A 13,484-nucleotide genomic window follows, 5' to 3' on the forward strand; every position below is an offset into this window, starting at 1 on the left:
CTGCTCTTTTCCATTAGTTTGCAACAATATTAACAAGTTTTCCAGGAACGACAATTACTTTGCGAACTGTTTTCCCTTCAATTTGTTCTTTAATTTCTTCAAGTGCAAGTTGTTCCATTTCTTCTTTTGATGCGTCTTTTTTCATTTTCAATTTTGCACGAACTTTGCCCATTACTTGAACAACAATTTCCACTTCATCTTCTACAAGTTTAGACTCATCAAATGTTGGCCAGCTTGCATATGTGATTGTTTCATTGTGGCCAAGCTTGTTCCAAAGTTCCTCTGTAATGTGCGGTGCAACTGGTGCAAGTAACTTCACGAAACCTTCTACATATTCTTTCGGAAGCGTTTCTGCTTTATATGCATCATTAATAAACATCATCATTTGAGAAATTGCAGTATTAAAATGAAGCTCTTCATAGTCTTCTGTTACTTTCTTCACTGTTTGATGATATGCTTTTTCAAGTTCTTTATTCGGTGCATCTGTAATTTTCTCGCTTAATTCACCGTTTTCTTGAACGAATAGACGCCATACGCGATCTAAGAAACGACGAGCTCCATCAAGACCGTTTTCAGACCAAGCAATGGAAGCATCTAATGGTCCCATGAACATTTCGTAAAGACGAAGTGTATCAGCACCATGACTTGCAACGATGTCATCAGGGTTTACAACGTTGCCTTTTGACTTACTCATTTTCTCGTTATTTTCCCCTAAAATCATACCTTGGTTAAATAATTGTTGGAATGGCTCTTTCGTTGGAACAACACCGATATCATATAATACTTTATGCCAGAAACGAGCATATAGTAAATGAAGTACAGCATGCTCTGCCCCACCAATATAAATATCAACAGGAAGCCATTGTTTTGCTTTTTCAGGATCTACAAGTGCTTCGTTGTTGTTTGGATCGATATAACGTAAATAGTACCAGCAGCTACCAGCCCATTGCGGCATTGTGTTTGTTTCACGACGGCCTTTTTTACCAGTCTCTGGATCTACAACATTTACCCACTCATCGATGTTTGCAAGTGGTGATTCACCTGTTCCAGATGGACGAATATTATCTGTTTTTGGAAGAACTAACGGTAATTCTTCTTCTTTCACCGCTGTCATTGTACCATCTTCCCAATGAATAACTGGAATTGGCTCACCCCAATAACGTTGACGACTAAATAACCAGTCACGAAGACGGTATGTTACTTTTTGATTTCCTGCGCTTGTTACTTCAAGCCATTCGATCATTTTTGCAATTGCTTCTTCCTTATTTAAACCATTAAGGAATGCAGAATCGATGTGTTCACCATCAGCTGTATATGCTTCTTTCGTAATGTCTCCGCCTTTTACAACTTCTTTCATTGGAAGATCAAAAGTTTTTGCAAACTCATAATCACGTTCATCATGAGCTGGAACTGCCATTACAGCACCTGTTCCATAGCTAGCAAGCACATAATCAGCAATCCAAATTGGTAATTTCTCTCCATTTACAGGATTGATTGCATACGCACCAGTGAATACACCTGTTTTTTCTTTCGCAAGCTCTGTACGTTCTAAATCACTTTTCGATTTTACAACATCAATGTAAGCCTCTACAGCTTCTTTTTGATCTTCTGTTGTAATTTCTGCAACAAGTGCATGCTCTGGAGCAAGTACGCAGTAAGTTGCTCCAAATAATGTATCAGGACGCGTTGTAAAGATTGTGAACTTCTTATCTGTACCGTCGATATTGAAATGTACTTCCGCACCTTCAGAACGTCCGATCCAGTTGCGTTGCATATCTTTTAAACTTTCTGGCCAATCAAGCTCATCTAAGTCTTCTAGTAAACGATCTGCATATGCAGTAATTTTTAACATCCATTGTTTCATCGGACGACGCTCAACAGGATGTCCACCGCGCTCACTCTTACCGTCAATTACTTCTTCATTCGCAAGCACTGTACCAAGTGCTGGACACCAGTTTACAGGAATTTCATCGACGTAAGCTAAACCTTTTTCAAATAGCTTTAAGAAAATCCATTGTGTCCATTTGTAGTAATTCGGATTTGTTGTATTTACTTCGCGATCCCAATCGTATGAGAAGCCAAGTGCCTTAATTTGATTACGGAATGTGTTAATATTTTTCTCTGTAAATTCTGCTGGACTATTCCCCGTATCAAGTGCATATTGCTCTGCTGGAAGACCGAATGCATCCCATCCCATTGGATGAAGAACATTATACCCTTGCATACGTTTCATACGTGATAAAATATCTGTTGCTGTATATCCCTCTGGATGTCCTACGTGAAGACCGGCACCTGATGGATATGGGAACATATCTAATGCATAAAATTTTGGTTTATCTGTCTCATCCGGCGTACGGAATGTTTTATTCTCTTCCCAATACGCTTGCCACTTCTTCTCAATTTCTTGATGATTAAAGCTCATGAGATTCCCTCCTTAAAATACAATTTATTTTCACCGCCTAAAATACAAAAAACCTCTCATCCCTAAAAAGGGACGAGAGGTTATAGATTCCCGCGGTACCACCCTAAATTAATGTAAATACTTACATTCACTTAAATCCGTAACGTGGATGAACGGCCATTGCTACTTAAGTTCACAATCGCAACTCAAAGGCGAGTTCATAATGAAACATGGATTGACTTGCACCAACCGTCAACTCTCTAAACCCGTTTCGCTTACTACTACTCCTTCTCGCTGTTATTAAAAATATGAGTGAATTTAAATATATTCTAAAACATGTTAAATGTTCCGTCAAACTAAACTGCAATTTTTTCGTCTGCTGTTTCTTCCACTTTTACTCTCTTATCAAAAATGCTTGTGGCAAAAAACGCTATTACAAGCATTACCATAATTGCTATAAACAATACTTCCATATTGTATAAATCAACAATCGCTCCACCAACAACTGGTCCAAACATTTTCCCTACAGTTGCTGCGCTATTGACAACGCCTTGATAAAAACCAAGTTTATCATTTGGCGCCAGTATATTTGCAATTGTTGGAACAGCCGGCCATACAAATAATTCTCCAATTGTTAATGTTACCATCGCGACAAGAAACATTGTAAATTGCTCCGCCTGACTTAATACAAGAAATGAGGCTACAAAAATACCAATTCCGATCATAATTTGTTGCTTTAAAGAACGCTTCATCGTACGAATCATCATACTTACAAGCGGCTGTGCACAAACAATCATCGCTCCATTGATTGTCCATAATAAACTGTAATGACGCAAACTAATATTTAACTCTTGCATATGCGTTGCAATGGCACCTTGCCACTGTACATACGTAACCCAACATAACGCATATGCTACACAAACAATAAGAAGTGCTTTAAATCCCGGTGTAAGCGACCATCCTTTGTTCGTTTTCACTTCTGCTTGTAGACTTTGCTCTTTTTGATCCTCCATACCGCGAAAACCGATAAAAGCAATTAAAAAGAAAATGAAGTATAAAATAAAGTTTGCTAAGAAAATATAATCAAAACGATAAGAAGCAACTAAGCCACCGCATGCTGTTCCAACAGCAATTCCGACGTTTTGTCCAACATACATCGCATTAAATGCACGTCTTCCACCTTCTGGCCAAACTGCACCAACCATTGCATACATCGATGGAAAGACCATTCCCGAACCGAAACCAATTAACGCAAGCCAAATGACATACAATGGCCAACCATGGAAAAATACAAGACCTAAAATGGCAACAAGTGTAATCACAATTCCAAGTAACGTCGATTTATATCCGCCCCACTTATCAAACAATGTACCACCAAGCAAATTTCCAATTACACCCGTAAGTGAGTTAATCATTAATACCATTCCGGCCACTGACAAAGATTTCCCTAAATGATCATGTAAATAAATTGTATTAAAAGGCCATAAAAAAGAAGCACCCGTGACATTAATAATCATCCCAGCTACTAATAGCCATACTTTTCTTGGCATAGTGTCCCCTCCTATTCTATTTTTTTCGTTCTTATATAACAGTAAAATTGTAGTCGTTTTTAAATAGGAAGGCAACTGATTAATAGTTGGTGAAATTCAGATAATAGTAGAAAAAATACCGAGCATTCTCTGCTCGGTATTTTTTTCCTTATTCTTCTTTCGGAAGAACAATTCCTTTATACAATTGAACTGTAATCAAGTAGTAAATTGCATAAATGACTACGAAAATAACAATTGGAATCCAAATGCGGAAGTACGGATCAATTAAAATAAACCCGAAGATATTCATCCCAACTAATACATGGACAATACCGACAATCGCCGGAAATAAGAATACGAAAAATAACTCTTTATAAATGGATTTTGTTAATAACTCACGGCGCACTCCAATTTTACGAAGCATTTGATAACGTGTAATATCTTTAGATGCACCAGAGAGAATTTTAAACATTAAGCAACTTGCCATCATTGCTAAGAAAGCAATTCCAAGGAAGAACCCCATAAATACTGTCCCGCTAGCAATCGTGTAAAATCCTGTATACAGTGTATATTTACTTTGCAAACCTTCTTCTTTTACATTTTTATATTTCGCTACTTGCAATTCGTCAAGTTTTTTCCATTCTTTTGTGTATGTGATAAAATCATCTGTTTTTCCAAGAAATACAATACCTTCTGTACCTTGTATATCATTATACATCTTTTTATCAACAATTTTTACGGTATGATCAGGATGGACATAGAAACGTTCTATTTTATAGAATACTTCATTCCAATCTTCTGGTAGTACCTTTGCGTTAGGATCTTTTTCATTTCTACCTGAAATTGCTCCAACTGGAAGTTCTTCAGACACTTTTTTAAACTTGGCAACATCTTTTAAACTTGTCGCATTTTCACGATTAGATGTATCCATTATAAGCGGACGATTTCTTTCTAAATCTTCGTTTAAATAGTAAACAAATTTATCGTCTACTTTATAGCGATATTCGCTCTTCTCTTGAAATGAAATCCCGTCTAAAATTTTCTTTTGTTCAGCTGTTGGATTATGAATTACCGCATCATACACTTCAAAAAGATCCACTGTCTTCATTACATTATTTTTAAACGCCATCCCGCCAGAAATGGCTCCTGCACCAAGTGCAATTAACATCGCTACTGTTGCAAGTACTCTTGTTAAACTATTAATACGGAAATTTAATTGTGCAAATGTAAAGGCATTCAATCCTTTTTCATTCCGTTTTTTGTTACTCTTTAGCTTTTTAATAATAACCGGAAGAAGTGCTCCAAACAGCATGTAAGTTCCTGATGTTACTGTAATTAGCGCAATAATAATGCCCATTTGCTTTAACTTATCCATATAAATCATGGAAGCATATCCGATTCCTAATAAAATAACTGCAAGTAACGCAATAATACCAGTTAGTTTTCCTTTCACTTTAAAGCGCTCTGCTTGTGCATCTGCATGAACAAGTTGTAAAACGGAAATGCGTGATAACTTAATACTGTTCATAATTGCTGATAATACAAATAGTACAAAAAAGAAAATACAAGTAACAGTCATCGATGGCATATAAAACGCTTGATAGCCACTTCCAGTAAACTCTAATTGTTTCATTAGTAATTGACCGATTCCTTGTGCAAGCCCTGCACCAACTATAATCCCAATTACTAGAGAGGCAACTCCAATAATGATTGTTTCCATAAACATAAGCAAAGTAATTTTATGTTTCTTTGCTCCTAACATCATATACATGCCAAATTCTTTTTGGCGAAGCGATAATAAGAAAGAATTCGCATATAAAATATAAAAGAACGTAATAATTGCTAGTAAAAACGAACCAGCTTGAAAGACGAAAGTAATAGATTGAATGACCGAGTTAGATTGAAGAAATGCTTTATTCAACGCTAACGTCTGGAACATATAAAAAATTGAAATAGACATGACAAGACCAATCAATAAGACGATATAATCTTTCAGCTTACTTTTTAATCCTGACATGGACAGCTTAAATAACATCCTGCTGCCTCCTTTCTTACGCTTTTTTTGTGCCTAAATCTGCAAGCACATCTAATATTTCTTTATAAAAATCTTCACGTGTCCCATTTCGACGAATCTCTTTATATAACTCACCATCTTGAATGAATAAAATACGCTCACAGTAACTTGCACTGTATGGATCGTGCGTTACCATCATAATGGATACACCTTGTTCTTCATTTAGATTCTTCATGGCTTCTAAAAGGCTTGTTGCATTTTTAGAATCAAGCGCTCCAGTTGGCTCGTCCCCTAAAATAATAGCTGGCTCATGCACAAGAGCACGTGCTGCTGCTGAACGTTGCTTTTGTCCGCCTGATACTTCAGATGGATATTTTTGAAGTATCGCTGAAATTCCTAACATTTCTGCTACCTTTTCTACTTTCGGTCCAATCTTACGCGATGGAACACCTTGCAGTGATAGCGGAAGAGCAATGTTTTCATAAATCGTTAAGTTCTCCAGTAAATTGAAGTCTTGAAAGATAAATCCTAATGTTTGAGAACGGAAATCAGATAGCTCTCCTTGCTTCATCTTTGTAATATCCGTTCCTGCAATTTCAACAACACCACCTGTTGCTTTATCTAACGTTGAAATAACATTTAGTAATGTTGTTTTCCCAGAACCAGATGGCCCCATAATCCCAACAAATTCTCCCTCTTGAATCGAGAACGATACACCTTTTAAAGCATAAGATTGATTTTCACCTTTTTTACCGTACACTTTTTGGACGTTTTTTACGTCTACAACTGATTTGCTCATATACATCCTCCTACATATTTTCTGTTTCCTATTTTGCCTCTTTTCCAGAATATCTGCCATTGCTTAATATTACATTTACCTTACATTTTTGTAATATATAAAAACATAAGGACGTCCCCATGCCTACCAAACTAAGATGATATACGTTTCATTTCATCTGTTTCAGCAGACTGTAACTGCTCGATATCCAATCGAATGTACTCAAAATCCTTTGTTATTGTTCCGTTTTTTATTCTCCTATATATACGTGTATGGAGCGTTAACCTCGAAATAAGCATAGACACATTTCCAGTCTTTTCGAGATAACATTCTCCAAAGTAAAAGAAGTTAAAAAAGAGAGAAAAGTAACAATAAAACAGTCCACCACTTCGTTAAGTGGTGGACTGTTTTATTGTTTTTTATTTCAGCGGGAATGCTTTTTGAATAGATGAATTGCTTTTTCAGGTACATAGAATTTTCCGTTGCTTTCTACAACGACGCTTCCTAATTCATAATCTTTTCCATCAATACGAATCATATTTTTATTAACAAATAATTGAGCCTCCGCTTTATTTCGTTTTACTACAAGCACCGGATTTGTTACATCTGTTTTATCAATCGTTACAGTTGCACCAATTTGTTTAAAGGCTGATTCAGCATCTAAGAATAATTTGTTTGTTAATTCTTCTAAGTTAAAGCCCATTACTTTAGCCATTGTCTTCGCAATATCTGTATTTTGGACTAAACCGTATGGCTTTTGTGGACCGTAAGAGTATAAAAATACATCTTCACCTGTATGACCACCTGTTGTAAAACCGATATTTGCACGATTAGCCAATAGTTTAGTAAGAATTGGCCCTACATCAGCTTTCTTTTGTGCAGCTTTTAACTTTTCTTTTTCATCATCAGTTAAGTTATCTAAACCGTAAAGCGTAGCTACCTCTTCTACATTAGATAAATCATCTTTTAGTTTATTTGTAGCACCTTCAAGTGTCATTGTTGCCTTTTTCAGTGGATCAATGTAGGCAGACACTGGTGTGGTATCATATCCTTTAGTAGTATTGCTATTACCAATGGAAATCCCGCTGTTACCATGATCAGCTACAGCAATCACCATAGTGTTCCCATCTTTTTTCGCAAACTCTAATGCTTCTGCAACCGCAGCATCAAATGCTAATATGTCACTAATCATCCCAATTGGGTCATTGGCATGTGCTGCCCAATCTGGCTTACTGCCTTCTACAAACAAGAAGAAACCATCTTTATCTTTTGATAATGTTTGAATTGCTTTACCCGTCATTTGAGAAAGTGTTGGCTGTTCAGGATTGGTTGCTTCACGATCCATATCAAATGCAAGTGCAGTATTGGAGAAAGAGCCCCAAATTTTATCTGATTTAGATTTTAATAACGCATCTTTTGTTTCAACAAAGTCGTACCCTTTATCTTGAATCACTTTTACTAAATCTTCGTTATCTTTTCGGATTCCATTACTTGTCGAAGGTTGCAGTGCCGCCTTTCCTCCACCTAATACAACCTCCATATTTTGGTAAACCTGTTGTTCACCAAGCACTTCAAAATTATTGCGATTAGCATGATGAGCAGAGAAACCGGCCGGAGTAGCATGCTGAATTTCCGCCGTAGCAACGATTCCTGTTGCACGCCCTGAACGTTTTGCACCTTCTAAGACGTTAGCAACTGGACGAAACTTCTCTTCTTCTTTGATTGGTTCTAGGCCAGGTGAATTCACCGTAGAAGGTAATACACCCACATACCTTGAGTTTGATTTATTTCCTGTCGCCAAAGCAGTTGCTGCTGGTGCAGAATCAGTAATAGCCGATTCTGCCGAATAAGTACGAACACCCCCGGATACGATTTGATCCAATGCAAGAGGTGCACCTTTATACCATCTAGCTAATGTTGTAGCTGAAGAGCTTGTCCCATCCATTACCATCATAATTACATTTGTAGGGTGCTCCCCTGTTTTTTTATCCTTAGCTTTTACTTGATGATCCTTCATCATGTTCCCTACACCTAATGAACCTAATGTTACCATTCCTACTAATGCAAATCCCATCATTCTCTTACGAAGATTAGTCATTGTTGCCCCTCCATATATCGTTTTCGACATAACCAATCTAACATTCGTCTGTAAATAAAGTTTGGATTTTTTATTAACTTTATGTAAATTTATAAACTTTCTTTTGCTTTTGATTGTAGTATCCCATATTCATCGAGCTAATATTTTCACAATGGATATACCATATATTCCCCTGAACACCATATAAAAAGCCGAGCTTACATAAGCTCAGCTTTTCATTCTATTAACCTTTTAACACAAACTCATTTCCTTCATTATCTTGAAAGATTGCGAAAGTTCCCCAAGGCATTTCATTGGGCTCTTGTTTAAACTCCACACCGTTTTTCTTCATTGTCTCATACGTCTCTGTCATATTGTCTGTTACAAATACAATTGATGCTTTTAACTCATTTGCATTTGGCATCATTGTTTTTGGATAAATAACTAAGTGTGACCGAGTTCCTTTTGGTCCTACTTCAATCCAGCTTGCATTTGGCCCCATTGGGTCATTACGATATACTTCAAATCCAGCTTTCTCTGTCCAAAATTCAAGTGCCTTTTGTTGATCATCTACGTAGAGCGCTACTGTGCCAATATGTGCAATCATTATTGTTTCCTCCCAATCTTTTCTCGGTTATCAAGTATAATATATTTCCCTATAAAAAAGCGACTTTCATCATGCTTTATAAGCCACAAGACAAACAGCTCCATTTCTGAAGCTGTTTGTCGCATCGTTGATTTCTTTAAATTTGTAATCGTCCAGTACGTAAGATTACAAAATAAAGCCAGGTCATACTTCGACCTGACTTACTCGGATTGCTTCGATTTTTGAGGTTGTCCTTTTTTACGATTACGTTGTTTCGCCTGAACAACTGGGTCAAGTTCATTTGAAAACTCAGCGTTATGCCCATTTTGTGTTTTTTGCTCTGGATTATTTTGATCAGAACGTTTTGCCACTTTCATTCACTCCTTATTAGTGCGGCGTAATAATCATTTGATGTTGCAATTGTCTAATTGCCATACGTGCACGATTTAACTGCTCACGCTGTTCATCATTCGCATATTGCTGCATCACTTGTAAATCATTATAAGCTTGTTCTAACTTTAACTGCGCATCTGAATACTCCATTGTATTGTAATGCTCTTGTCTACTTCCAATATCTAACTGCTCTTTTGCATATTCCATCGCTTGTTCAGCTTGTGTAATGTATGCTTCAAGTGATTGACGCTCTGCCATAACAAATTCCTCCTTGCCGTTACTTCCCCTTTAGTGTGTCCCTTCCATATCGACCTTATGAGTATGTTATAATGGATTTTGTTTTTACTGCACGCTCTTAAATGTAGGAGGAATATAAGTATGAAGGTTCAAAACCCTTTTCCATATACAAATGACAACAAACGTTACCACACGTGGAACTATCATTTACGAAAAGAATTTGGTGAAAAAATCTTTAAAGTTTCATTAGATGCCGGCTTTGACTGTCCGAACCGTGATGGCACAGTTGCATACGGTGGTTGTACGTTTTGTAGCGCTGCTGGTTCTGGTGACTTTGCTGGTGATCGCCGTGATGATGTTGTAACGCAATATTATGAAATGAAGGAAAAAATGCACACAAAGTGGAAAGATGGAAAATGTATCGCCTATTTCCAAGCATATACAAATACCCACGCTCCAGTTGAAGTATTAAAAGAAAAATTCGAACCTCTTTTAGCAGAAAAAGACGTAGTCGGTCTTTCCATCGCAACTCGCCCAGACTGCTTACCTGACGATGTTGTAGAATATTTAGCTGAATTAAATAAACGCACATATCTTTGGGTTGAACTTGGCTTACAAACTGTTCACGAGCGCACTGCGAACTTGATTAACCGTGCTCATGATTATCCAACATATGTAGAAGGCGTAAATAAACTTCGTAAACATGGCATTCGCGTATGTTCTCACATTATTAACGGCCTTCCACTTGAAGACTACGATATGATGATGGAAACTACACGCGAAGTCGCAAAGCTTGATGTACAAGGGATTAAAATCCATCTGCTTCATTTACTAAAAGGGACACCTATGGTGAAGCAATATGAAAAAGGACAATTAGAATTTCTTTCCTTAAAAGATTACGTCAATCTCGTTGTTGACCAACTTGAAATCATTCCTGCAGACATGATTGTGCATCGCATCACAGGTGACGGCCCTCCTGACTTAATGATTGGTCCAATGTGGAGCTTAAATAAATGGGAAGTATTAAATTCCATCGATGCAGAATTTGTACGCCGCGGAAGTTGGCAAGGAAAATATGCAAACGAGGTGAAACAAGTATGAAATTAGAACGTGTACTACCATTTGCGCGCACACTTTTGCAAACAGCTGTCAAAGAGGGCGATTATGCTGTTGATGCAACCCTTGGTAATGGTCATGATACTTGTTTTTTAGCAGAGATTGTTGGAGAAAATGGGAAAGTATTTGGATTTGATATTCAAAAAGAAGCCATTGAAAATTCGGCGGCTCGTCTAAAAGAAAAAGGATTAGAAGAACGAACAGTTCTCATTCATAATAGCCACGATACGCTATTATCCGTCTTGCCAGCAGAAGCAAAAGAAAAAGTAACGGGAGCAATTTTCAATCTTGGTTACCTGCCTGGTGGCGACAAGCATATCGTTACAAAGCCGAACTCGACAATTGCTGCTATTGAGCAATTGTTAGAAATTATGGCACCGGAAGGAATCATCGTTCTTGTCATTTATCACGGACATCCAGAAGGAAAAATAGAGCGTGATGCGGTTTTACAATTTGCTGAAAGTTTGGATCAAAAACAAGCACATGTCCTTCGCTACGGATTCATCAATCAACAAAATAACCCACCATTTATTGTGGCCATTGAGAAACGTTAAATATATCGGCGATTTTTTTGATATATCGAACGTAACTCTACTTATATCGGCGCAAATTGAAATATATCGGCGTTTCGACATAACATATCGATCGCTCGACAAAAATCAACAAAAAGACGTGTGGTATGCGCACGTCTTTTTGTATTGTATCACCCCAACATATACCATATAATGGATACACATGTATTATAGAAAAGGGAGGATACACTATTTTGTTGCTAGAACTAAAAGAAATTCAAAAGAAATATGACAAACAACTTATATTAGAAAACATCCATCTATCCATTCCAAAAGGACAAGCCGTTGCTATAGTTGGTGGCAATGGTACCGGAAAAAGCACTTTGCTCAAAATCATCGCTGGATTTATTCATCCTACAGCAGGCACAATTTACAAAGAATCGAATATAAAGATTGGATATGTACCTGAACAGTTTCCAGAAGATATTCGTTTTACCCTCGAAGATTATTTATATCACCTCGGCCGTATTCATGGCCTCTCAAAAGAGCATTTACAAAGTAAAATCCCTTCATTGTTAGGGATTTTTCATTTACAACATGCCAATCATTCCGTTATAAGAAACTTTTCAAAAGGAATGAAGCAAAGAACAAATATTATGCAAGCGCTCCTTAGCGATGTTGATATATTAATTTTAGATGAGCCTCTTTCCGGACTTGATCCAAAATCTCAGCAAAAACTGGAACATATATTGCTTACATTGAAGGAACAAGGTATCACGATTCTCTTCACTTGCCATGAAAAACAACTCTTAGTAAGCTTTGCCGATCGAATTGTGACAATTGCCAATCATACAATTGCAGAGGACAAACTATTGGTCACTGATATCATTCAACAAGAACATATTTATATAGAAGCGACCGTCCCACATACATTTTCCATCCCAGAATTACAGAAACAACCTGGCTACGTCCATGTTATGTATGTCGTAAAGCTGCATCTTATTCAATTGCAAATCAAAAAAACTTACACAAATGACATACTTCACTATTTATTACATAACAATGCATCCATTACATTATTACAACCTACATCGTTAAAACGAAAGGAAGATTTCTATGATTGCACTCATTCGTTACAACATTCTTGATTATACAAAGTCATATAAATACGTACCTCCAATTGCGATATATATCGTAAGTTTACTTTTTGTTTATACTTACAAACCAAATCCAATTGTTTCCACGTATTTAGAAACTGCTCTTATGCTCTACTTACTTGCAGCGTGGATTACCATTACACTGTTTCATACGGAAGACCCTGTTCAAGAACAAATTACTCTTTCACATACTAAAAATATACAGACCTTATACCTTGGCAAATATGGAACAGCTCTTCTTATTTGCAGTATTCTTTCTCTTATTTCTGTTATATATCCTATTGCCTTTCAAATGTTTAAAGAAAAAATGACGCTTTCCTTATTTATCACAGGATTTCTTGCCCACTTTTCTTTATCTATACTCGGCGTTTCCATTGCAACACTATTTACACGAAACATCATAAAAAAAGCAAGCACAGCTTGGCTTAGCCTTTCATTTGTATTACTGATTACCATCGCATCTATTCGTCTCAAAAAAGAATGGCCTGAACTATTATGGATTTTTCCTCCTATTAACGATTTTATGATGCTGAGTTCTTATAAATATAACTTGGCTATCCATACACTATGGCTTACTACATGGGCACTTGCATACTCCTTTATTTTAATGATTTTATTTCTTTATCTTGTAAGAAGAAGGAACACGTAGGCAAAAACAAGAATTGCTAAATTTAAATTATGAAA

12 protein-coding genes and 1 other annotated feature are annotated in these 13,484 nt (G+C 36.8%); of the genes, 4 read left to right on the forward strand and 8 right to left on the reverse strand.

All coding sequences use genetic code 11. The annotated features are described in order from the left end of the window. Nucleotides 1–13: 13 nt before the first annotated feature. The 8 genes from leuS to MR063_RS04910 all read right to left on the reverse strand — a co-directional run bounded on the left by leuS (nucleotide 14) and on the right by MR063_RS04910 (nucleotide 10,036). A complete protein-coding gene (gene leuS / locus MR063_RS04875; RefSeq protein WP_242194574.1) occupies nucleotides 14–2,422 on the reverse strand; it encodes a leucine--tRNA ligase in 2,409 nt (802 codons plus the stop codon). A gap of 65 nt (nucleotides 2,423–2,487) precedes the next feature. After that, nucleotides 2,488–2,705 (reverse strand) — a binding site (T-box leader). 52 nt (nucleotides 2,706–2,757) lie between these two features. Further along, nucleotides 2,758–3,951, reverse strand: coding sequence for an MDR family MFS transporter (locus MR063_RS04880; RefSeq protein ID WP_242194577.1), 1,194 nt, complete (start codon nucleotides 3,949–3,951; stop codon nucleotides 2,758–2,760). Between the two features lie 148 nt (nucleotides 3,952–4,099). Continuing rightward, complete coding sequence (locus tag MR063_RS04885; RefSeq protein WP_242194622.1) at nucleotides 4,100–5,965, reverse strand: FtsX-like permease family protein; 1,866 nt, start codon at nucleotides 5,963–5,965, stop codon at nucleotides 4,100–4,102. Between the two features lie 16 nt (nucleotides 5,966–5,981). After that, on the reverse strand, nucleotides 5,982–6,743 hold the full coding sequence (locus tag MR063_RS04890; RefSeq protein WP_242194624.1) for an ABC transporter ATP-binding protein: 762 nt from the start codon (nucleotides 6,741–6,743) through the stop codon (nucleotides 5,982–5,984). A 403-nt stretch (nucleotides 6,744–7,146) separates the two neighbouring features. Then, the gene (locus tag MR063_RS04895; protein ID WP_242194638.1) at nucleotides 7,147–8,820 is read right to left on the reverse strand and encodes an alkaline phosphatase; all 1,674 of its coding nucleotides are present in this window, start codon (nucleotides 8,818–8,820) and stop codon (nucleotides 7,147–7,149) included. Nucleotides 8,821–9,043: 223 nt separating this feature from the next. Next, nucleotides 9,044–9,406: a VOC family protein gene (locus MR063_RS04900; RefSeq protein WP_242194641.1), complete on the reverse strand. Its 363-nt coding sequence runs from the start codon at nucleotides 9,404–9,406 to the stop codon at nucleotides 9,044–9,046. A gap of 200 nt (nucleotides 9,407–9,606) precedes the next feature. Next, nucleotides 9,607–9,756, reverse strand: coding sequence for a hypothetical protein (locus tag MR063_RS04905; RefSeq protein ID WP_003208774.1), 150 nt, complete (start codon nucleotides 9,754–9,756; stop codon nucleotides 9,607–9,609). 16 nt (nucleotides 9,757–9,772) lie between these two features. Next, nucleotides 9,773–10,036, reverse strand: a complete 264-nt coding sequence (locus MR063_RS04910) for a YtzC family protein (RefSeq protein ID WP_242144203.1) — start codon at nucleotides 10,034–10,036, stop codon at nucleotides 9,773–9,775. Between the two features lie 120 nt (nucleotides 10,037–10,156). Here MR063_RS04910 and mnmL point away from each other — a divergent pair, with 120 nt between their 5' ends. The 4 genes from mnmL (at nucleotide 10,157) to MR063_RS04930 (ending at nucleotide 13,449) form a co-directional block, all read left to right on the forward strand. Then, a complete protein-coding gene (mnmL, locus tag MR063_RS04915) occupies nucleotides 10,157–11,116 on the forward strand; it encodes a tRNA modification radical SAM protein MnmL/YtqA (protein WP_242194644.1) in 960 nt (319 codons plus the stop codon). Beyond that, complete coding sequence (gene mnmM, locus MR063_RS04920; RefSeq protein WP_242194662.1) at nucleotides 11,113–11,685, forward strand: tRNA 5-(aminomethyl)-2-thiouridylate-methyltransferase MnmM; 573 nt, start codon at nucleotides 11,113–11,115, stop codon at nucleotides 11,683–11,685. The genes mnmL and mnmM overlap by 4 nt, the downstream gene beginning before the upstream one ends. A 212-nt stretch (nucleotides 11,686–11,897) precedes the next feature. Beyond that, the gene (locus tag MR063_RS04925) at nucleotides 11,898–12,791 is read left to right on the forward strand and encodes an ABC transporter ATP-binding protein (protein ID WP_242194665.1); all 894 of its coding nucleotides are present in this window, start codon (nucleotides 11,898–11,900) and stop codon (nucleotides 12,789–12,791) included. Beyond that, on the forward strand, nucleotides 12,760–13,449 hold the full coding sequence (locus MR063_RS04930; RefSeq protein WP_242144207.1) for an ABC transporter permease: 690 nt from the start codon (nucleotides 12,760–12,762) through the stop codon (nucleotides 13,447–13,449). The genes MR063_RS04925 and MR063_RS04930 overlap by 32 nt, the downstream gene beginning before the upstream one ends. The last annotated feature ends 35 nt before the right edge of the window (nucleotides 13,450–13,484 follow it).

Origin of the sequence: Bacillus cereus group sp. BfR-BA-01492, assembly GCF_022662815.1 — a bacterium.
Classification (GTDB): Bacteria; Bacillota; Bacilli; order Bacillales; family Bacillaceae_G; genus Bacillus_A; species Bacillus_A cereus_BD.